Here is a 22088-nt window from a genome sequence, read left to right as displayed (position 1 = left end):
AAAATCGATAGCTCACACTTATACTGAAGAAGAGTGATTTAGAATTGATGCTGGCGTGTTTGTCTTTGTTTTTTAGCCCTTAAGTTAACTCAATTAATATTGTAAAAACTTACACTGATTCTTTAGCCGACCTAACGGGCTTAAAAGGATGATTTAGTTATTGAAATAGATGAGGGCGTTATTTCAGAGTGTGCAGCAAAGGCAGTGAGAAAATCGTTGGGTAAACACTACTTTTACTTGTTAATACTCCCATGGCCAAACGCAACTAATTAGAATTGATATTCAATAAACACAAAACTAGGTATTTAAACTTTTAGCTAATAATCCGTTTATAAAAAAAGCGCATTTTTACTCTGTAAAAATGCGCTGTTGGTAAGTAACTATTTCCCAATGCTTTTGCCTAATGAGCTTTAACTAAATTACTCACTTTGGCTAGAGTCAGCACCGTCGCTACTGTCTTTATTTGATGATTGCTGGCTTATTTTATCGCTTATCATGGCATCGAGTTTTTCACCCCCTTTAATGCCAAAATCGAGCGTACGAATTGGGAAAGGAATACTAATATCAGCTTCGTCTAATGCTTGCTTAACGGCAACAACACCTTTGTGGCGTACCGTCATAAAGTCAGGCTCGCCTGGGTATTTAATCCAAAACCACACCAGTAAGTTAATGCTGCTGTCGCCAAAACCTTCAGCGTATACAGCGGTTTCGTCTTTACGTATTACAAAGTCAAATTCGTTAATTTTTTCGACTATAACGTCTTTTGCTTTTTCTATGTCATCGCCGTACGAAATACCTACAGGTACTTCTATACGTCTTATACCTAGCGTGGTGTAATTTTTTAGTACATTTCTAAATAAGACTTTGTTTGGTACAAGTATTAGTTGCCCGTAAAAGCTCTCTATTAGCGTGTTACGTAGGTTTATAGAATGTATCGAACCAAACACATCATCGGTTTCTATTACATCACCTGTTTTAAATGGCTTACGTACACCCATTGCTATACCAGCAATTAGATTTTCGGTCATGTCTTGAAACGCAAAACCAATGGCTAAACCCACAATACCCGCACCAGCAAGTAGCGAAGTAACGGTGCCTTTTAAGCCAACAAAATCGAGCGCTATAAATAAACCTATGCACAACACAATAACTTTAAATATTGACGCCATTAAATCGGCAATTTGCGTTGAGTCGAGTGAGCGGCGTAATACGTTTTTCATCAGCTTGCCAGCAAAGCGTGCCAATATTGAAAATACTATGGCAATTACAATTGCCACTATAAAATTAGGGATATGGCTGATGACAACATCAAACCACCCTCCGAGCTTTTCTTCTATTAGTTTTTCGGCTTCGCCAACTGACGGAATACTGATCATTTTGTTTGCACCTCTTTAATTAATAATCTCATTAATATTAGATGAGATTGCAAATATAACGCCAGTATCAAAAAAGCCATGCAATGCATGGCTTTTCAATTGTTTATTTAGGCTTATGACCTAATTTTGTTCGTCGCGCATAAATACCGGCTCAAGCTCTTTAACTGTTGCCTCAGGGCTAAAGTAATAACCCGCCACAGTAAACTCTTTAAGTTGGCTTAATTGCGTTACTTTATTTTCGATAATGTATCGCGCCATCATGCCGCGTGCTTTTTTAGCGTAAAAGCTAATTACCTTGTATTGACCGTTTTTACAGTCTTTAAAGTGTGGGGTAATAATTTGTGCATTAAGCGCTTTTTTATCTACCGCTTTAAAGTATTCGTTTGAAGCAAGGTTAACGAGGTATTGTGCGTCTTGTGCTTTTAATACTTCGTTTAGTTTGTTCGCTATTACGCTGCCCCAAAACTCGTATAAGTTTTTGCCACGCGAGTTTTCAAGCTTGGTGCCCATTTCAAGACGGTAAGCTTGCATTAAATCAAGTGGTTTTAATAAGCCGTATAAGCCAGAAAGGATACGCAAATGATTTTGTGCGTAATCAAGCTCGCTAGCTTTAAGCGTACTTGCATCTAAACCGCCGTATACATCGCCATTAAAGGCAAGCACTGCTTGTTTAGCATTACTTTGTGTAAACGGCTGCGCCCACTCGCTAAAGCGTGCAGCGTTAAGCCCAGATAGCTTATCGCTAATTTTCATTAAACTGCCAATTTGCGCTGGTGTTAGTTCACGGCATACTTTCATGAGCTCTTCGCTGTGCTCTAGTAATTCAGGTTGAGTGAACTTGTCTGTTGCGGGTGGCGTTTCGTAATCAAGATTTTTTGCAGGTGAAATAACAGTGATCATAGTTAGCTATTGACTTGTAATTTATTTAGTGTCAATTTCAACATTAAATGAAACGAAAAGCACGTTTTGTTTAAATAAATCCTCTCTTAATAACCCATGCATTGCCGTTTTTCTATTGATAAGGACATAAGACCTATCAAGCATTGTCACACTGTTGCAGTATGGATTGTATATATTAAGAGTGATTAGATTTTTCTTTTAACTTGCTTGGAATGAGGAAAGCAAATGACTTCAGCTCTACAAAGGCTAAAACAACATTCATCTATCGTAGCCGATACTGGTGATATTGAAGCTATTAAAAAGCATCAACCAGAAGATGCAACTACAAACCCGTCGCTTTTATTAAAAGCGAGCGAGATTGAAGCATATAAGCCTTACCTAGATAAAGCTTGGAGCTATGCAAAAGAAACCGAGCAAGAGCCAGCTAAACAACTTGAACTAGCATGTGATTACTTTGCCGTATTACTAGGTAAAGAAATTAGCGCTATTGTACCTGGTTATATTTCTACTGAAGTAGATGCACGCCTTTCGTTTAATACGCAAGCTACGATTGATAAAGCACATACCCTACTTAGCCTTTACGAAAAAGAAGGTGTAAGCAAAGACAAAATTTTAATTAAAGTAGCATCTACATGGGAAGGTATTAAAGCCGCTGAGCAGCTAGAAAAAGAAGGGACTAAATGTAACCTTACTTTATTATTTAGCGATGCCCAAGCCCGCGCATGTGCCGATGCAAACGTATTTCTAATTTCGCCATTTGTAGGGCGTATTTTAGATTGGCACGTTGCTAACGGTATGGAAAAACCAACCGATCCGCTACAAGATCCAGGTGTTCAGTCTGTACGCAGCATTTTTGAATTTTACAAACGCCATGACTACAAAACAGTTGTGATGGGTGCAAGTTTCCGTAATACAGGCGAAATTATTGCTCTTACTGGTTGCGACAAGCTAACAATTAGCCCTAATCTTTTAGAAGATTTAGGTAACCTTGAAGGCGCACAGGAATACTTGCTAGAAACAGATATTCCTAAAGAGCCAAAACCAGAGCCACTTACAGAAGCGCAGTTCCGTTGGTTACATAACCAAGATGCTATGGCTACTGAAAAACTAGCTGAAGGTATTCGCTCTTTTGCTGATGCACAAGAACAACTAGAAGCGCGTTTTAAAGCAATGTAATTTGTTATAATCGTGTTTTAGAAAACGTCGCAATAGCGGCGTTTTTTTATGCCTAAAATAGGCTACTTCTCTATTTAACCTTCATCAATCAATCACACTTATGTAACATAACTGACACTTTTTTATTCTATTTTAACTAGGCCTGTGGTATAGGTATTCTTGAGGTCAATAAAATCAATAGGAGAAGTTCATGGATAGCCTAAACGAGATATTAGAAGGACCAGATACAACAAGAAAAACCTCTCAAAAAAATAAAAAAAGAAAATGGCGTGAAATAGAAGCAATAAAAGACAAACAGCGCCTATGTAAAGAACTACAAGAACTAGACTACTTTACAGACAGTATTGCAATTGATGAGCTCGATTTTTAATTCAATACGCCCCAACTAAACAAAAAGGCTTCCAGAATCTGGAAGCCTTTTTTAATGGTTTAAACAATTTGAGTTCTTTAGAATAAATTAGATTTGCCAGTTAATTGGCTTATCTTTTTGGGCTTGCAATAACTCATTCGTTTGTGAAAAATGCTTACAACCAAAAAAGCCTCTATGCGCCGAAAGCGGCGATGGGTGCGGCCCTTTTAAAACATGATGGCGAGCGCTATCTATGCCTTTACCCTTTTTTTGTGCATGTGCACCCCATAAAATAAATACCACACCTTCGCAGTGCTTATTAATATGGGCAATTACATTATCGGTAAATTGCTCCCATCCTAAATGCTTATGTGAATGCGCTTGTCCTTGCTCCACGGTCAATACTGTATTGAGTAAAAACACGCCCTGATCTGCCCAGCTTTGCAGGTAACCATGCTCAGGAATAATAAACCCGCTGATGTCGACAGCTAACTCTTTGTACATATTTTTAAGCGACGGCGGCAGCTTTTTTACATCAGGCAATACCGAAAAACACAAGCCATGCGCTTGCCCCTCTCCGTGATATGGGTCTTGTCCTAAAATTACAACGCGGATGTCATTAAGTGCGGTGGCATCAAAAGCACTAAATACTTGAGCTTCAGGCGGGTAAACAGCAACACCTTCATTGCGGCGATTAGCCACATACTCTAACGTTTGCTGCATGTAAGTTTGCTGTAATTCACTTTCTAAAAATGTAGCCCAATTGCTCATTGTGTACTCTTAATCTGTTTACGTGATGCGTCTATTTTATCACACATATCCGCGAGTCCATCTAGCATGCGCGGGGTAAAACGATGTAATAAATCGGCATTTACGCTAATAAATTGATCATTTTTAACTGCTGGTACTTCTGGCCACTTTTGCCAATTAACAATCGGCTGTGGTGTTTTTGATTTTTCATCAGGGATAATAATAACTTGTGGCTTAGTAACAATGACATTTTCGATACTAATTTGCGGGTAATCTGTAATGCTTTGTGCAAATACATTACTTACATGGCATGTTTCAATCAGTTGGCTTATCCACGTATTTTTACTTACTGTCATCATGGGCTCAGCCCATAACTGATAAAATCCGGTAATATTTTTTTTATCTTGCTGGCTTTTAACAATCGCGTTTAGTTTTTGTGTAAATGCATTTGCCGCTTGCTGGCTTTGCTCAATATTCCCTGTAAATTCACCAAAAGTAAGTAACTCGTCGGCTACACCAGCGATTGTGGTGGGATTACTCAAATATACTTTTATACCTAAACGCTCTATTTGGGCTAAATCTTCGCTTTGGTTTCCGCTTTTCCACGCAATTACTAAATCAGGTTTAAGCGCTAACACTTTTTCAAGTGAGATACCGTAATAACCCCCTATGCGCTCAATACTTTGGGCTTCACTTGGGTAGTCGGCGTAATCAACCGTGCCCACAATATTATCGCCCGCACCTATGGCAAATAGGTTTTCGACTATATGTGGTGCAAGCGCGATTATTCGCAGTTTTTTAGAATCATTAGCCTGCTCTGCAAGTGCACTGCCCGATACACAAAAAAGCAGCCCCCCAATAAAAAACGCTTTAAACATTAGTAATCAAATCCTTCTAGCGCTTTTATGCCTGAGTCGAATGCATGTTTTACATTACGCACTTCGCTTACCGTGTCGGCAAGGTCGGTTAAAGTACGATGTGCTGCACGCCCTGTGATAATAACTGACTGCATTGGCGGGCGGTTATTAAGGGCTGTTACTACTTCATCTAAATCAACATAGCCGTATGTCACCATATACGTAAGCTCATCGAGTAATACTAAATCAATACTGCTATCAGCAAGCATGCGTTTTGACTCTTGCCATGTTGCTTGGGCGGCTGCGGTATCGGCTTCTTTATTTTGTGTATCCCAGGTAAAACCGGTGTTCATTACAACAAACTCAACGCCTGCACTTTGTAATAAATTACGCTCGCCACACTCCCACGTACCTTTAATATATTGGCAAACGGCTGCTTTTTTACCATGCCCTACGCAGCGTGCTACAACGCCAAAGCCTGAGGTTGATTTACCTTTACCGTTACCGGTAATTACCTGAAAAATACCTTTTACATCTTGTGCGGCGGCAACACGTGCATCCACTTGTTCTTTTACTTTTTGTTGGCGCTGCTTGTGCTTATCGTTGTTTTGTTCAGTCATTATTGTGCCCTTCATAAATCGAGATAATTTGCTGTATGTTTAAATGCGTTTCGCACATGGTTGCTAATCGTTCTAACTGCTGCTCGCGATGAGTGGCAATACTAATTGGGTTAATTGAGGCGCTTGGTTTTACCCATTTTAAAATTTGCGATGTAGCATCAGCTTCATCAAATAAGCCATGTAAATAAGTGCCCGCAATGGCGTTATCATCGCTAATAAAGCCATCGAACACAAAACCATGTGGGTGGCTTTTATCAAAGGTTAAAAATGGCTTATTAAGCGCTGCACCTTGGCTAATCCCTGCATGTATTTCGTAACCACTACAGGGTGTTGATTGGTTATTTAAAAGCAGTGTAGCGGTTATTTTAGTTAATACTTTTTGTGTTGTTAGCGTGGTTTCAAAATCGCACAGAGCAAGCCCATTTACTTGCTTTAATGATGACTCAATACCCTCGGGATCGTTGAGCGTATTGCCCAGCATTTGCATGCCGCCACAAATGCCAAGTACTTTACCACCATAGCGTAAGTGGCGTTTAATTTGAGTGTCCCAGCCTTCATTTTTCAAAAAGGTTAAATCGCCCAGCACGTTTTTACTGCCTGGGAGAATTATCAGATCAACGTCTGGGATCGTTTGCGTATGGCGCACGTAATTTATATTAATGTTTGGGTGCAAACGCAGTGCATCAAAATCGGTGTGGTTACTAATGTGGGGAACAAGTAGCACTGCAATATTAATTGAGGCGTTGGTTACGTTATTATCAATTGCGACGGCGTCTTCAGCATCAAGCGCAAGGTCGTGTAAATAAGGTAATACGCCAAGTACGGGTTTGTTTGTGTATTCTTCAAGCCAATCAAGCCCGCCTTGCAGCAAACCTATATCGCCTCTAAAGCGGTTTATAACAAAGCCTTTTACGCGCGCCTGTTCTGACTCGCTTAACAACGCAAGCGTACCTACCAAATGTGCAAACACACCACCTTTATCAATATCAGCAATTATAATTACTGGGCAATCTACCTCTTCGGCGTAACCCATATTGGCAATATCGTTTTCACGCAGGTTTATTTCAGCAGGGCTACCTGCCCCTTCAACGAGGAGTAAATCAAAGCGTTTAGCTAAGCGGTTATGTGAGGTAATTACTGCATCCATCGCCACTTTTTTATAGTCGTGATATTTGCCCGCTTCCATATTACTAATGGCTCTTCCGTGAATAATCACTTGTGCGCCAGTATCGCTATTAGGTTTAAGTAAAATAGGATTAAAGTCTATTTCGGACTCTACTTTAGCTGCTATTGCTTGCAAAGCTTGCGCACGACCAATTTCGCCGCCATCTTTTGTTACTGCGCTATTAAGTGCCATATTTTGTGGTTTAAAAGGCGCAACCTTTACCTCTCGCTTAGCAAACACCCTGCAAAGGGCAGCAACTAAAGTGCTTTTACCAGCATCTGATGTAGTGCCTTGCACCATTAAGGTTTTCATGGAATTACACCCTTCGCTTTCTAAAAAACAATAAACTCAAAAAGAACACGCTACCAATAGCTGCAGTAATAACACCTACGGGCAGTTCTTGGTTTTTCAGCAATGAGCGCGAAAGTACATCAACCCACACCATAAATGTACCGCCCACCAAGCTGGTTACCAGTAAGCCAGCGATGGTGCCTTGGGATATAAAAAAGCGCACAATATGCGGCACCATTAATCCTACAAACCCAATACCACCACACATAGCCACCAGCACAGCGGTAATTAATGAGCTTAAAACCAGCATAAGTATTCTAAAGCGCTGAACCCTCACACCTAATGTAATTGCGCTTTCATCGCCCAGTAACATAGCATTTAGCTGCCTTCTAAAGCTCAGCATTACAAACGTACACAATGTAATTACCAATAAAGGCAACCAAAGCGTAACCCACTGCGCACGCGAAAAGCTGCCCAGTGTCCAAAATAAAATAGCGGCTACCGCCTGAGGGTCGCTCCAATAAAGCAGCAAGCTGGTAAATGCACTAAATAAAAACGACAGAGCAACACCAGCTAATAACATTGATTCTACCTGTGCACTTTGCTGCCTACCTGCAATAAGTATTAATAAACTCATGGCGAGTAAGCTACCCAGCAATGCTGCTGCCGATAACATAAAACCTGCGCTAATACCTGCTAATGCCATAAGTAACACCACCCCAAATGAAGCACCCGACGATATACCAAATAAGTAAGGATCGGCTAAAGGGTTGCGCGTTACCGTTTGTAAAATAAGCCCCGCAATTGCTAAGCCAGAGCCGGCTAAAAAGGCGAGTAATGTGCGTGGCATTCTTAGTTCAAAAATAATACGCGAATTAAAAGACGCATCATTTGAGAGTAAAAAGCTATTAAATACATCTTGAAGTGAGGTCTCTGCTGCGCCAAAACTAAGTGCTGCAAATAAGCTAAATAAAGCAGCTGCAGCACTGATAAATAGCGCAAGTGATTGGCGAGTATTAACTGCGCTCATATTATTCGTAACCATAAAAGTAAGTGATATGAGGGATGCTATTTCCCGACTCCGATATTTGCGGGTGGTTATTTACTTGAGCGCAGACACCAAAAACGTCGCTTAGCATGTTTTCGGTTAATACCTCACTTGGCGTGCCTGTATGTGTAATTTCACCATTTTTAATAACCACTAGTTCATCGCACATTGCAGAAGCTAAGTTTAAATCGTGAAACGATGCAAACACCGTTACACCCAACGATTTAGCAAGCTCCATTACCTGTATTTGGTATTTAACATCTAAATGGCTAGTTGGTTCGTCCATTATTAACAACTGAGGTTGCTGAACTATGGCGCGGGCTATCAAGGCACGTTGCTTTTCTCCACCCGAAAGTGACTCAAAGCTTTGATCGCTATGATCTGCCAACCCTACAGTGTTGATAGCTTGGGTAATTTTGTGTTTATCAATGTTAGTTACTGAGCTAAATAGCGATTTATGAGGCGTTAGCCCAAGTGCAATAACATCAAATACGCTTAAGTTAAATTGCGACGGGGTTTCTTGTAAAACAACCGCTACTTTTTTTGCGTACTCATCGCTTTTTAGCTGCCAAATATCGGTGTTGTTAAACTCTACAACGCCATTACTGGGTTTATTAAAACGATATAAACAACGCAATAAGCTCGATTTACCTGCGCCATTAGGTCCAATTAAGCCAACAAATTTACCTGTGGTTATTTTAAGGTTTATTTTTTTGAGGATCGTTTTATTGCCAATACCCCACGATACGTTTTTAACGTTTAGTAATGGTATATTTAATGGCGTTTGAGTGTACAATAGTCAGTCCTAGATAGGGTCTGTTGATCTTTCAAGGTTAAATTTGCAACAGTCTGTTTGGTATTTAGGCAAAGCAGAGCCTATGTAGTGTGGTTATTCCCCATAAATGGGCGATAACGTAGCATTAATGCCAAACAGGCGCTGCCCAAAGGGTTCTTCCTAGGGGCTATTTACTCTTTGTTACTCGGTTTTTACTTATTCTTACATGGATGTAAGCCATTAGAATAACGCAGGAGCAGTTATCGAGCCCACTAGGTTACAAACCTCGAGCCGCGATTAAATAGCCCCTAGTTTGAACAAATTTTAATCCGCAAAGTTCAACAGACCCTAGGTTAAACTCACTAAAAATGCGATAAAAATACTAATGCACTACAAGAAAAAATGAGTAAACCCTCTCGTTAAAAGAATTCATACCAATTGTATTAAATTAGTGATTTATTATAGCGACAAATAAATAGCTTAATAACAAGGCGGAAATTATGACATATACTTTTTCTATATAAATAATTTTTAACGAAGTTAGTAAGTTATATAATTCGCTAGAAAGATCATGTTTTTAATAAAATTGGTATTATACCATTTGTATCTGACTTAAAGCTTTGCGCTAATTACAGTTGCGGGAACAGTCGAGGACTCGCACCTCATTCCAAATGAAGCTCTATTATGGGCGGCTAAGTAAATAATTTAAAGCAAAAAAAACAGCACTCAAAAGAGCGCGATTAAAAGGGAGTGTTTTAACTAATTTAGCGAATAGTTAAAACTTGTATTCCATACCTAAGCCTACGTAGTCTTGGTCAACGTTGTTGTCCATGTCGAAGCTTGAGTAAAAGCCAAATACTTTAATGTTTTTATTTAATTTGTGTTCAAGACCAACTGATATTGCTGACTTATCGTCGCTGTCGTCAAAGTCCATGTCTTGGTATTGTACTTTAAATGTGTTGTTACCCATGCTGTAAGCTGCATTTAATAGATAACCATCCGCTTCTGCGCTGCCGTCAACTTTTTCTTGTGTTTGGTACATTGCACCTAACTTAAAGTTTTCAACTTTACCTTGGATTGACGCGCGTACTACATCGTAGCCATTTACTTCACTATCGGCTGCGATAGAGGCATATACTGCGCTCTTTTTAAGTGCCACGTCACCGTAAGTAACCGCCATTGAGTAACCGTTATCAGCGTCTACATCATCTTCAGCTACAAAAGTAGCAAGTACTTTAAAACCTTCGTATGAGTTTGATGAATAACTAACAGTATTCCCTAAACGGTTTTCACCTTTAAATACATTTTTAATATCGCCTTCAAGGTCGTTAAACAAGTCTAACTTACCTTGAGATTGTTTAAGCGCAGTATCGTTACGACCAATAACCACTTGGCCAAACGCACCTTTTAAACCAACGTATTGGTTACGCGCAGAAATATTGTCGTCGTTATCGCCTTTTGAATCAGCATCAGACACATCAACTTGAAACTCAAACTTATATACCGCTTCTAAACTATCATTTATTTTTTCAGAACCTTTAACACCAAGACGAGATGCATTACTTTTTATCTCAGTAAAAGACCCTTCGCCGTCATCAGATGATTGCACTGTTACATTCGCTTTACCGTAAATGTCTACATCGGCAAGTGCATTAAAAGATAAACCACTTAATAGTGCTAAGCATAAGCTCGATTTTACAAATTTCATGTTATTTCCTTGGATAATCACAAAAGACTAATTTTTAAAACTGCTGCATTTTGTCACCGCTAAATGACAGTAATATTACAATGGAAATATTAATGTCTTTTTTTATTAATAAAAATGCATTAAATTTGAAATCAAAATAACATGAAAGCCTAATAAACGGCCGAACTTACTTACTTTTCTTTAATGACAAGCTTGGGGGTCATTTGCGATAGTAAATTAACTAAGGTTTCTATTAACTCTTTTTGCTCGTTGTCTCTGTGATACGCTATAAACACGTCTCGCGAGGTATTTTCTACATCTTTAACATGAAACAGTTCACCTTTTTCTAAATGTCCTTCTACCAATACTTGAGGTATAAACGCACTGCCGCCACATTGCAGTATTAAATCAAGTGCAATACGTCCTGTGCTAGTTCTAAAATAAGGAGGGGTTTTTCCAGTAAACTGGCGTGCATGCCAAAGTGAGAAAGTAGTTCCCCAATCAACATATACATACTGATTATCAAAAAAGTTTTCGTTCGTTGCAGTGTCGTATCCGCTTACGGGAATGATTGGCAACTCACAGATTCGCTCTACCACTAACTCGTCTACTTTTGGTGGATCAAACAATATTGCCAAATCAAGCGTGCGTTCTAATAACAGCCGAGTGCTTTCTTGTTGTGCTTTAACTTCTGCGACTAATGACACCCCCGGCATCGCCGAGACAATATTTGTTATACCAAACTGTAAAAAAGCATCCCAAATATTGGGCGTTCCTGCTAAGCTAATTTGCTTATGCATATTATCGGCAAGCGCAACATCCACTTTGGCGCGTTGCATGCCCGTAATAATCATTTGTGCATGGGGTAATAAGCGCTCGCCAGGTGCTGTAAGTTGAATGTTATTACGCTGGCGAATAAACAAATTAACACCAAGCCCTTGCTCTAATTGGCGAATTCTAAAGCTCACTGCAGACTGCGTAATATAAAGGTTTTCGGCCGCTTTACCAAAGTGACGCGTACGTACTACCTCAACGAATGTTTTTAATAAATCGATATCCAATTTTTTATCCTCACGATAAAAATAATTTGTTTAATAAATTGCCAAACTTGCATCATACTCCAGCTAATTACTAAGGTATGAGGATAAAGCTATGAGCAATAACATTTCATTACTACGCCAAGCATTTGTTAGCCAACGTCAATTTTATGATGATCAAAACTTTCCACGAGGCTTTAGCCGCAGCGGAAACTTCACCTTATTAGAAGCCAGCATACTTGAACAACACGGAGTTGTTTTAAAAGGCTTATACAGTAAAACAATTGAGCCGCAAAACGAACACCAGGAACAGTTTGTAGCAGTCGTAACTGGCTCACAAGAACCTACCAACCCAATCGAACGAGCTTGGGTAAAATACTTAAAACTAACGACCTGCAAAACTAAGTTTCATACTTTATTTGGCCGTTCAAAAATGTCGAGCCCGGCACCGATTAGCCAAGAGTATTATTCAGAAGCGGATAATCTGTAAGTACTTAAGTTATTTGCTTTTTTGCGTTTTAACAGTTACAACTTGTATAAGCAAATATTTTTGCAAAATATATAGGGTTGTTCCGTGACGCGAAAAATTCTAATAGTTGAAGATACACCTGCCATGGCGCGAGTGCAAAAGCACATCGCGCTTAAGGCTGGTTATGAAGTTGATATAGCTGAGTCATTAGCGCAAACAAAAGAGCTTATAAGTAAAAATAGCTATTTTTGCGCTGTAGTTGACTTCATATTACCTGATGCCCCATCTGGTGAGGCTGTACCTTGTACTATTAATGCAGACATTCCAACTATTGTAATGACGGGCAATATTGATAAAAAAACTCGCGACACTGTAGAAAAATACCCAATCATCGATTACATCATTAAAGAAAATAAACAAGCTTATCAGTACCTCGGAAAACAGTTACAGCGCCTGCCTCGTAACGAAAATGTAAAAGTACTCGTTGTTGACGACTCTAAATCGACCCGACGATACATTTGTAGTTTATTAGTGCGCCATAAGTATCAAATTATTGAAGCGCAAGACGGACAAGAAGCGTTAAATCTGCTTGAAGCTTCACCTGATATTTCAGTTATTATTACTGATAATGAAATGCCCAACATGAATGGCGATGAGCTATGTAGCGAGATTCGCCGCTTATATAGCAATGATGAAAAGGCTATTATTGGTATTTCGGGTTCTGACTCTGTAGGGCTTTCTAGCTTATTTTTAAAAAATGGCGCAAACGATTATTTGCACAAACCTTTTAATAGCGAAGAGTTTTACTGCAGGCTTAGTCAAAACGTCGATATGTTAGAACTTATAGCCACCATAAGGCGACAAGCCAACACGGATTATTTAACTAATTTACCAAATCGTCGTTACTTTTTTGAAGAAGCTGAAAAATCATTAAAGCAAATAAAACATACTAAAGGTGACGGTGCTTTAGCTATGCTTGATATTGATCACTTTAAATCAATTAACGATACATACGGGCACGATGTTGGCGACGAAGTATTAAAAGGGCTCTCTATTTGCTTCAGTAAATACTTTAAAAAGCACTTAGTAGCGCGCTTAGGTGGTGAAGAGTTTGCAGTTTATTTTATAGATGTAGATAAACAAGAAGCCCTTAAACGCCTTGAAGGCTTTAGGTATTTTATAGAAATGAATAGCCAAGAGTTTAGTAAAGCTAAAATAAAATTCACCATTTCTATTGGCTTTGCAAACGGGCCTGTTTATCAAATTGATGAACTTTTAAAACAGGCCGACTTAAAGCTTTACGACGCTAAAGAATCTGGTCGTAATAAAGTAGTTAGTTAACCATTTTATTAGTTAATTATACTTCTGCGGCTGTAATAGCCGCTTTTTTACGTTTGCGTGATTGATGGTAAGAGTCCCAACTAAAAATAGCCAGTGCACTCCAAATACATGCAAATGTTACTACACGCTCTGCATCAAACACTTCACCATAAAACACCACAGCTAGTATAAACATTAAGCTTGGCCCAATGTATTGAAAAAAGCCAAGTGTAGTATATTGCAAACGCTTAGCTGCACCGGTAAAACACAGCAGTGGTAATGTAGTTACAATACCTGCACTAATCAGTAGTACATTAGTATGCCAATCATTAGCTGGCAGGCTTGATGTTGCTGTAGGCACCATTAACCACCAGTAAATAAGTGCGACAGGCAGTAATATAAGTGCTTCGAGTAAAATGCCAGGCAAGGCTTCAACCGGTAACTTTTTACGTAATAAACCATAAAGTGCAAATGATATAGCCAGTGAAAAGGCAACTACCGGAAACGAGCCAAAACTAATTAGCTGCAGCACTACACCGCTAAAGGCAAGGGCTACTGCTACGCCTTGGAATTTACGCAGGCGTTCGCCTAAAAAAAGCATACCCAGTAATACATTTAAAAGAGGATTTATGTAATAGCCCAAGCTTGCATCAAGCATGTGGTTATTATTTATAGCCCATATAAATAAACCCCAATTAAACCCAAGCAGTGCAGAGGTTATAACAAGCATAAGCAAAAGCTTAGGTTGAACGATAATGCGTTTAATTTTACCCCAATACCGTAAAACACTTACTACCAATACTAAAAACACAACCGACCAAATAACCCGATGCATTAAAATTTCAAAAGCAGAAACATGCTGAATTAACTTAAAGTATATTGGCGCAAGGCCCCACATTAAAAAAGCAAGACAAGCAAAAATAGCACCTTTACGCTGCTCAGTATCAATCGACATAATAAACACTTAGTGATTTAAAAGGCCGCTAGTTTACTTGCCATACGCGTTTTATCCAACTAAATACGTGCCGGTTCCAAAAGCAATTTGAACAGACTGTTCGTTATGTAATTCCATTCTGCATACACATACTTTATTACCTGAACGAATAAGTGTTGCGCTGGCAGTAAAGCTCTCTCCTTTACCAGGGCGCAAATAATCAGTACGTAAGTCGATAGTCCCAAGCGTGGCTAATTTTGTTTGCACGCTTGTAATATCTAAATCGGTGAGTTTATCAATTACACTTGCTGCAGCGAGCATACCGCCTACATTATCAAGTACGGCTGAAATAACACCACCATGGAGTATTTTTTGCGCAGGGTTACCAATTAGTACATCCTGCCACGGGAACGTAATTTTGGCCTGTTCAGGGCTTAACGACTCAACCGATATTTGTAAAAACTGGTTAAACGGCATGCCATTTACAAATAACGCGCCCACTTGTTCAATTAACATTTCTTTATTCATTATTATTCTCTATGTCAAAACAGGTAAGATGAGTAAAACATACATAGTGTAAAACTACGAGACTCCACTTAAATAATTTATCAAGTAACTCAGCTAAAGACATCTCACTAAAAAACCACTAAAATACCCGCCAATGAATACATCAACTCCACCTTCTAGCACCCTTGTGCGTAAACCCGAAACTGTCCTCAAACAAGTGTTTGGCTACAGTGAATTTCGCGACGGTCAAAAAGCAGTTATTGATGCCGCTATTAACGGTCAAGACTCGCTTGTATTGCTTCCTACTGGCGGCGGAAAATCGGTGTGCTACCAAATCCCTGCTTTAGTACTCGAAGGCGTAACCATTGTTATATCTCCGCTTATATCGCTAATGCAAGATCAGGTAACGCAACTGCAAGCTCTTGGGGTAAAAGCCGCTTACGTTAATAACAGCTTAGCACGAGAAGAACAGCAATTGGTGTATCAACAGCTTCATCAGGGGCAAATTAAGCTCTTATATGTGGCGCCTGAAAAAGTATTACAACACGAATTTTTAGAGCGTTTATCGCATTTAAATGTGAATTTATTTGCTATTGACGAAGCGCACTGTGTGTCGCATTGGGGTCATGACTTTAGACCTCATTACTTTCGCTTAAACGAATTAAAGCAACGTTTTGCACATGTCCCAATGATGGCATTAACCGCCACCGCCGATAAAGCCACACGGTTTGATATAGTTGAGCAATTAAAACTACAACAGCCTTATATTCATACTGGCAGCTTTGATCGCCCCAATATTCGTTACACCATAGAAGAAAAATTTAAACCTATGGTGCAATTGCTTCGCTACCTAAAGGAGCAAAAAAGCCAAAGCGGTATCATTTATTGCACCAGCCGTAAACGCGTAGACGACATTGCTGAAAAGCTTGCAGATGCAGGACTAAACGCTGCCGCTTATCATGCTGGTATGAGTAACGAGCAACGACAATTTGTACAAACCGGGTTTGCCCGTGACGATATACAGATAGTGGTCGCAACCGTTGCTTTTGGTATGGGTATAAACAAGCCTAATGTGCGTTTTGTACTGCATTACGATATTCCAAAAAGTATAGAGTCGTACTATCAAGAAACTGGTCGAGCTGGGCGAGATGGACTTGCCGCAGAAGCTATAATGTATTTTGATCCAGCTGATATAGGTCGCGTAAGGCGCTTTTTTGAAGACATAGACGATGAACAACGCCGCCGCGTAGAAGAACAACGCTTTAACGCAATGGCAAGCTTTGCCGAAGCGCAAACATGTCGTCGTCAAATATTACTTAACTACTTTAGTGAATATCAACGCGAACCTTGTGGCAACTGCGATATTTGCTTAAATCCGCCAAAAAGCTTTGATGGTACGTTAGTCGCCCAGCAAGCACTTTCGTGTGTGTACAGAGCGGGACAACGTTTTGGACTTGGTTATATTGTTGAATTACTTCGCGGTGCAAATACGAGCCGCATCCGCGATAATAATCATCATGAGTTAAGTACCTACGGCATAGGTAAAGATAAAAGCAGTGAGTTTTGGCTTAGTATTTTACGCCAACTTATTCATCAAGGCTTACTTAGCCAAGATATAACACAAGGTGCGTCACTTAGATTAACAGAAGCCGCGCGTGTAATTTTAAAAGGTGAATACGCACTGCAATTAGCCGAGCCACGCCTGCAAGCCAAACACGTTTATCAAGATAAGTTAGCGCAATTTAATTACGACAAAAAGCTATTTGCTCGCCTGCGCGCACTTCGTAAAGAACTTGCTGATGCCGACGATGTGCCACCTTATGTAGTATTTAATGATAAAACGTTAGCCGAAATGGCGCAGCTTATGCCAACAAACGACAGTGAGTTTTTAAAGGTCTCAGGTGTTGGTTTTACTAAGTTAAATAAATACGGCGGCGAATTTTTAACGGCAATTCGACATTACCTAGCTACTAATTAAGAGCATTATGACCCAAATAGAATATGACCATACACACAAATGTATTTTGATTAATCCCATTGAGCTACCAAACGATGAAGACTTTGAGCTGTGGAGTACATTATTTTTACACTCAGACGAAGTAACACTCAATGAGTACTCTGCTGGCGCCGATCGACATCAAGTTCGCTTTACCTATAATCATCAAACCTTTAATTTAAACTATGAGCATTACAGCCAAAGCATCTGGATTAATGCCGAAGGTCATGAAGCTGAACACTTACTCGCCGCTTTAGCATTTTATTTAAGCTAGCTTTTAATGCCTAGCGCATAGGTCGCTGCAAACCAGCTGGCTATTAACAAAAGTGAATATGAGTAACAATTAATTAATTTCAAAATCCATACCTTTTACTTACATTATAATAACAATGATGTAAGCTGATATTACGATAGTCATTTGCTACGTAGCAGTAAGAGGTTTAATGGTGAGCAAGAAATGGATAGCACAATGTTGTATTAGTTTAACGGTTTTAAGCTTTTATGTGCCTAATACGTTCGCACAACAATCTTCAATGAAAACTGATAACTGCCTTGTAAAACAGACAGATTTAAGCACAAATAAAAACCTACGCCGAGAAGTTCAAGACAAAACAACCCTCACGCACAGTAATAGTAACGCTAAAATAGCCTCAATAAAGCTCAAGCAACTTAATGTATTTAATACTGAGCTTGAAGAGGAAAATAATGCCCTATTCCGATTTGCTAACCGCGCTCACATTCAAACAGAGCCCGATGTCATTAATAACCTTTTATTATTCTCCCCAGGTGACAAGTACGACGCTAAAAAGCTCGCAGAATCTGAGCGTTTACTTCGCAAAGAAAGCTACTTATATGATGCACAAATTAGTGCTACCGAAAACTGCGACGGCGACGTTAATGTAGAAGTGGTTACCCGTGATTTATGGACACTTTTACCTGAAGTGAACTTTAGTCGGAGCGGTGGAGAAAACAAATCGAGTATAGGTTTTAGAGAATCTAACCTGCTTGGCTGGGGTAAGCGCCTTTCTTTTTCGCGCACGACTGACAGCGATCGCAGCGGTTACTTATTTGTTTACGACGATCCTAATATTTTATCTACTCGCTACCGAGGCCGTTTAGAGTACGCCGATAACAGCGACGGCAAGCGCCATTTGCTTGAGCTAACCTATCCATTTTACGCAATTGACACCCCTTTTAGTTACGGTATTTTAAGCTATTCTGAGCAGCGCGAAGAGTCACTATATAAACGCGGCGAAGAGTTTAGCGAATTTGATCAAACTACTGATTTAAACCGTGCATTTATAGGACACTCTAAAGCGCTTAATAATAATTGGACCCAACGCTTAACCTTAGGTTATACCGACGAGCAGCATACCTTTGAAGCTATAGACACTACATTTGCACCACTTGCCGATGACAGAAGTTTAAGTTATCCCTTTATAAGCGGCCATTGGTTTGAAGATAACTACATAAAAGTACGCAATTTTGACAGTATATCTCGCACTGAGGATTTAAACTTAGGTTGGAATATTAAAAGCTTAATTGGCTATTCAGATGAGTCATTAAGTAATGACGACAGCCGCGCGGTGTATTCTTTTAACTTTAAAAAAGCCCACTTTACTAACGATAATACCTTATGGCGTTTTAGTGCTGATATTGATGGCTATTGGAATAAAGAACAGAAAAAACTCGAAAACTTTATGGCCACCAGCCAAGTACAATATTATTTAAATACCAGTGAAGACCAATCTTGGTATGTTAAAGCCCGCGTGCAATACGCCAAAAACCTGACTGCTGATCAACAGCTTACTTTAGGTGGCGAAACAGGCCTGCGTGGTTACCCGATGGATTATCAACATGGCGATCGCAGCTTTTTAGTTAATCTAGAAAAGCGCTATTACTGGGAGTACGATTTACTACAACTATTTAAAGTGGGTGGCGCAGCTTTTGTAGATGTAGGCAGAGCATGGTTTAACGATGAAGATAACGGTGAAAATGCACATGTATTGAAAAATGTAGGCGTTGGTCTTCGTTTAGCACCAAGTCGCGCAAACTCAGGAACCATGATCCACATTGATATTGCCGCCCCTGTTGATAGCTACGACGATGTAGACTCAGTCCAGTGGCTAGTAAGCGTTAAAAACACTTTTTAAATAATACAAACACGTTAAACTAATACCAATTGCATTAAATTGTTATGAAAGTTCAGGACCTAATGTGGAAATAATAGAAGTTTTAGAATTGTTTGCATCACAATATAAGTTAGTTGTAACTATAATCGCTATTTTGGTTTTCCCTCTTCTATTAAAAATAACCAAAAAACTACTCGAAAAAGCGATTAAAGGCAAAGTAGATTTACACCGAAAATACCGTGCAGAGCTTTTACTAAAAATTATACTCGCCTTTGTAGTACTGTGTTTGGTTTTAGTATTTTGGGGTATAGAGCTGCGTGGTTTATTGGTTTTAGGCTCTTCTTTATTTGCCATGTTAGGGGTAGCACTTTTTGCCGCCTGGTCATTATTGAGTAACCTCACCGCATTTTTACTGATGTTTATTCAAAACGATTGCCGCGTTGGTTATTGGGTACGAATTATTGATGGTGCGAATCATGTTGAAGGGCGCATTGTTGAAATGGGCTTAATGAATGTAGTACTTGAACATATTGATGGGCACCGTGTAATTTACCCTAACAATTTATTTGTGACCCGTCCTGTCATGGTTTTAAATAAAGAACCAAAGCCAACAAAAGCTCCCGTTATAAAGCGTATTATTGGACCTAAAAAATCCTAAATTAAAATAAACACACAAAAAAGCCGCAGTAGGTAATTACCTACTGCGGCTTTTTAATGCTTTAACTAAATAGAGTTCAGGTTGGCTACTAGTTATTTAATTCAGCTGTTTTAAGCTCGTCATCTAAATCATTTATCTCATCAATAAAGTTCTCTAGTTGCTGCTCTACTAGGCTATTATCATTTGCAAAGTAAGCAAGGTGGAATACCGCATCACCTTCATTTACCAATGGCATAGTTTGCTGACCAATAACAATACCGCCTTTAGGCGCTAATAGCTCAAGCTCAGAATCCCCTAGAGGGCTACTTATATATGCAAGCACTTGCCCTTTAGTTACATGCTCCCCTAGTGATACTTGTGCACGCACAATGCCATCAACTTCGGCACGTATCCAACTAGTTGAACCTGCAATAATAGGATCTGGTAACTTTTTAGGACGCTTGCCACGGATCATTTTTAAATGACGCATAACATAATCAACACCCTGTACACCGGCCGCAATTGCGATTGGATCAAAACGCAGTGCTTCACCAGCTTCATAGGTTATAACCGGGATACCTAGGTTTGCAGCTTCACTTCGTAATGAGCCATTACGCAATGATGCATCTATAACCGCCGGCGTACCAAATGCTTTAGCCATTTCAGCGGTTGCTTCATCTTCTAAATTAGCGCGAATTTGCGGTAAATTAGTACGATGAATAGCGCCAGTATGCAAATCAATAATGTGAGTACAATGTACTGCCACTTGATTAAAAAACATATAAGCCATACGCCCAGCTAATGAACCACGTTCAGAACCTGGGAAACTGCGATTCATATCGCGTCTATCTGGTAAATAACGCGATTTGTGAATAAAGCCAAACACATTCACAATAGGCACAGCGATTATTGTTCCGCGCAGTTGGCTTGGATCTATTTTAGCAAGTAACTGACGCACAACTTCTACACCATTTAGCTCATCACCATGAATAGCCGCACACACCATAAGCACAGGGCCTTCCATTACACCATTAACCACTTCAATAGGAATATTAAGTGGTGAATGGGTGTAAAGCTTAGCTGCTTCTAAGGCAAGCGTTTTACGCTCGCCTACGCCTACATTTTCTCCTAATAAGAAAAAAGGACGGTTAATTTTAACCTTTGCCACGTGTTGCTGTTCCTTTACTTGAGGCATTTTTTTCGATGAAATCAATCACCATACCTGCAATATCTTTACCTGTTGCTATTTCAATGCCCTCTAAACCCGGTGATGAGTTAACTTCCATCACAAGTGGTCCACGAGATGAGCGAAGTAAATCAACTCCCGCTACATTTAAGCCCATTGATTTAGCCGCTGCTACTGCCGTTTTACGTTCCTCTGGAGTAATGCGAACTAATGTAGCGCTACCACCACGGTGAAGGTTAGAGCGGAACTCACCTTCTTGTGCTTGGCGCTTCATTGCTGCTATTACTTTATCGCCTAATACGAAACAACGTATATCGGCACCACCCGCTTCTTTAATGTATTCCTGAACCATAATATTAGCTTTTAAGCCCATAAATGCTTCAATAACACTTTCAGCTGCTTTGCGTGTTTCAGCAAGTACAACACCAATGCCTTGTGTGCCTTCAAGTAATTTAATTACAACAGGTGCACCGCCTACCATTTCTAGTAAGTCTTTTACGTCATCGGGTTTGCTGGCAAAACCTGTTACTGGCATACCAACGCCTTTGCGCGAAAGTAACTGAAGTGAACGTAATTTATCGCGCGAACGAGAAATAGCGACTGATTCGTTTACAGGATAAACACCCATCATTTCAAACTGACGAAGTACCGAACAGCCATAAAATGTAACCGATGCACCAATACGCGGGACAATTGCGTCAAATTCTTTTAAGTTTTCACCGCGATAGTGAATTTCTGGTTGCTCAGAGTTGATATTCATATAACAGCGCAATGCATCAATCACTTTAACTTCGTGACCGCGTGCCTCTGCCGCCTCAATTAAGCGACGTGTTGAATATAATTTTCTGTTGCGAGATAAAATACCGATTTTCATAG

The 22088-nt window shown here is 39.7% G+C and carries 22 protein-coding genes and 1 riboswitch; of the genes, 8 read left to right on the top strand and 14 right to left on the bottom strand.

Annotation, left to right across the window (positions count from 1 at the left end):
• Positions 1 to 419 precede the first annotated feature (419 nt).
• Entirely contained in the window at positions 420 to 1376 is a 957-nt protein-coding gene (locus GQR53_RS10575) for a mechanosensitive ion channel family protein (RefSeq protein WP_024604199.1), read from the bottom strand.
• Between the two features lie 120 nt (positions 1377 to 1496).
• Entirely contained in the window at positions 1497 to 2276 is a 780-nt protein-coding gene (gene yaaA / locus GQR53_RS10570) for a peroxide stress protein YaaA (RefSeq protein ID WP_039488339.1), read from the bottom strand.
• 225 nt (positions 2277 to 2501) lie between these two features.
• On the opposite strand from yaaA, the gene tal reads away from it, so the two are divergent.
• Complete coding sequence (tal, locus tag GQR53_RS10565) at positions 2502 to 3452, top strand: transaldolase (RefSeq protein WP_165743909.1); 951 nt, start codon at positions 2502 to 2504, stop codon at positions 3450 to 3452.
• A 190-nt stretch (positions 3453 to 3642) separates the two neighbouring features.
• A complete protein-coding gene (locus GQR53_RS10560) occupies positions 3643 to 3822 on the top strand; it encodes a DUF3545 family protein (RefSeq protein ID WP_165743908.1) in 180 nt (59 codons plus the stop codon).
• An 87-nt stretch (positions 3823 to 3909) separates the two neighbouring features.
• Here GQR53_RS10560 and ung read toward each other — a convergent pair whose 3' ends face one another.
• From ung to GQR53_RS10520, 8 genes are all read right to left on the bottom strand, one after another.
• Entirely contained in the window at positions 3910 to 4572 is a 663-nt protein-coding gene (gene ung / locus GQR53_RS10555) for a uracil-DNA glycosylase (RefSeq protein WP_165743907.1), read from the bottom strand.
• Positions 4569 to 5429, bottom strand: a complete 861-nt coding sequence (locus tag GQR53_RS10550) for a cobalamin-binding protein (RefSeq protein WP_165743906.1) — start codon at positions 5427 to 5429, stop codon at positions 4569 to 4571. The genes ung and GQR53_RS10550 overlap by 4 nt, the downstream gene beginning before the upstream one ends.
• Positions 5429 to 6028 carry a cob(I)yrinic acid a,c-diamide adenosyltransferase gene (gene cobO / locus GQR53_RS10545; RefSeq protein ID WP_024604202.1) on the bottom strand — a complete coding sequence of 200 codons (600 nt, stop codon included), beginning with the start codon at positions 6026 to 6028 and terminating at the stop codon, positions 5429 to 5431. Before cobO ends, GQR53_RS10550 begins: the two co-directional genes overlap by 1 nt.
• A complete protein-coding gene (locus GQR53_RS10540; protein WP_165743905.1) occupies positions 6021 to 7505 on the bottom strand; it encodes a cobyric acid synthase in 1485 nt (494 codons plus the stop codon). The genes cobO and GQR53_RS10540 overlap by 8 nt, the downstream gene beginning before the upstream one ends.
• Positions 7506 to 7509: 4 nt before the next feature.
• Positions 7510 to 8514: an iron ABC transporter permease gene (locus tag GQR53_RS10535; RefSeq protein ID WP_024604204.1), complete on the bottom strand. Its 1005-nt coding sequence runs from the start codon at positions 8512 to 8514 to the stop codon at positions 7510 to 7512.
• 1 nt (position 8515) lies between these two features.
• Entirely contained in the window at positions 8516 to 9328 is an 813-nt protein-coding gene (locus GQR53_RS10530) for an ABC transporter ATP-binding protein (protein WP_165743904.1), read from the bottom strand.
• Positions 9329 to 9887: 559 nt separating this feature from the next.
• Positions 9888 to 10022: riboswitch (cobalamin riboswitch) on the bottom strand.
• Between the two features lie 60 nt (positions 10023 to 10082).
• Positions 10083 to 11015, bottom strand: a complete 933-nt coding sequence (locus tag GQR53_RS10525; RefSeq protein WP_165743903.1) for a porin — start codon at positions 11013 to 11015, stop codon at positions 10083 to 10085.
• Positions 11016 to 11185: 170 nt separating this feature from the next.
• Positions 11186 to 12055, bottom strand: coding sequence for a LysR family transcriptional regulator (locus GQR53_RS10520; RefSeq protein WP_165743902.1), 870 nt, complete (start codon positions 12053 to 12055; stop codon positions 11186 to 11188).
• Positions 12056 to 12146: 91 nt separating this feature from the next.
• Here GQR53_RS10520 and GQR53_RS10515 point away from each other — a divergent pair, with 91 nt between their 5' ends.
• Both GQR53_RS10515 and GQR53_RS10510 read left to right on the top strand, forming a co-directional pair.
• On the top strand, positions 12147 to 12521 hold the full coding sequence (locus tag GQR53_RS10515) for a DUF413 domain-containing protein (RefSeq protein ID WP_024596244.1): 375 nt from the start codon (positions 12147 to 12149) through the stop codon (positions 12519 to 12521).
• A gap of 84 nt (positions 12522 to 12605) precedes the next feature.
• Complete coding sequence (locus GQR53_RS10510) at positions 12606 to 13841, top strand: response regulator (protein ID WP_165743901.1); 1236 nt, start codon at positions 12606 to 12608, stop codon at positions 13839 to 13841.
• Positions 13842 to 13857: 16 nt separating this feature from the next.
• Here the strand turns inward: GQR53_RS10510 and rarD are convergent, their stop codons facing one another.
• Positions 13858 to 14775 (bottom strand): EamA family transporter RarD, encoded by a 918-nt coding sequence (gene rarD, locus GQR53_RS10505; protein ID WP_039488332.1) that lies wholly within the window; start codon positions 14773 to 14775, stop codon positions 13858 to 13860.
• A gap of 51 nt (positions 14776 to 14826) precedes the next feature.
• Positions 14827 to 15282, bottom strand: a complete 456-nt coding sequence (locus tag GQR53_RS10500) for a thioesterase family protein (protein WP_024596241.1) — start codon at positions 15280 to 15282, stop codon at positions 14827 to 14829.
• 133 nt (positions 15283 to 15415) lie between these two features.
• On the opposite strand from GQR53_RS10500, the gene recQ reads away from it, so the two are divergent.
• The 4 genes from recQ (at position 15416) to GQR53_RS10480 (ending at position 20047) form a co-directional block, all read left to right on the top strand.
• The gene (gene recQ, locus GQR53_RS10495; protein ID WP_165743900.1) at positions 15416 to 17239 is read left to right on the top strand and encodes a DNA helicase RecQ; all 1824 of its coding nucleotides are present in this window, start codon (positions 15416 to 15418) and stop codon (positions 17237 to 17239) included.
• A gap of 7 nt (positions 17240 to 17246) precedes the next feature.
• Positions 17247 to 17531, top strand: coding sequence for a DUF3630 family protein (locus tag GQR53_RS10490; RefSeq protein WP_002961372.1), 285 nt, complete (start codon positions 17247 to 17249; stop codon positions 17529 to 17531).
• 169 nt (positions 17532 to 17700) lie between these two features.
• Positions 17701 to 19410 (top strand): BamA/TamA family outer membrane protein, encoded by a 1710-nt coding sequence (locus GQR53_RS10485; RefSeq protein WP_165743899.1) that lies wholly within the window; start codon positions 17701 to 17703, stop codon positions 19408 to 19410.
• 64 nt (positions 19411 to 19474) lie between these two features.
• On the top strand, positions 19475 to 20047 hold the full coding sequence (locus tag GQR53_RS10480; protein ID WP_165743898.1) for a mechanosensitive ion channel domain-containing protein: 573 nt from the start codon (positions 19475 to 19477) through the stop codon (positions 20045 to 20047).
• Positions 20048 to 20135: 88 nt separating this feature from the next.
• Here the strand turns inward: GQR53_RS10480 and GQR53_RS10475 are convergent, their stop codons facing one another.
• Positions 20136 to 21194 carry a succinylglutamate desuccinylase/aspartoacylase family protein gene (locus tag GQR53_RS10475; RefSeq protein ID WP_165743897.1) on the bottom strand — a complete coding sequence of 353 codons (1059 nt, stop codon included), beginning with the start codon at positions 21192 to 21194 and terminating at the stop codon, positions 20136 to 20138.
• Positions 21181 to 22086 carry a 30S ribosomal protein S6--L-glutamate ligase gene (rimK, locus tag GQR53_RS10470; protein ID WP_002961977.1) on the bottom strand — a complete coding sequence of 302 codons (906 nt, stop codon included), beginning with the start codon at positions 22084 to 22086 and terminating at the stop codon, positions 21181 to 21183. The genes GQR53_RS10475 and rimK overlap by 14 nt, the downstream gene beginning before the upstream one ends.
• Positions 22087 to 22088 lie beyond the last annotated feature (2 nt).

This window comes from Pseudoalteromonas sp. Z9A6 (genome assembly GCF_011378805.1).
GTDB lineage: Bacteria > Pseudomonadota > Gammaproteobacteria > Enterobacterales > Alteromonadaceae > Pseudoalteromonas > Pseudoalteromonas distincta.
The sequence above is the reverse complement of the archived record's forward strand: the minus strand, read 5'-3'. Positions and strand labels throughout refer to the sequence as shown.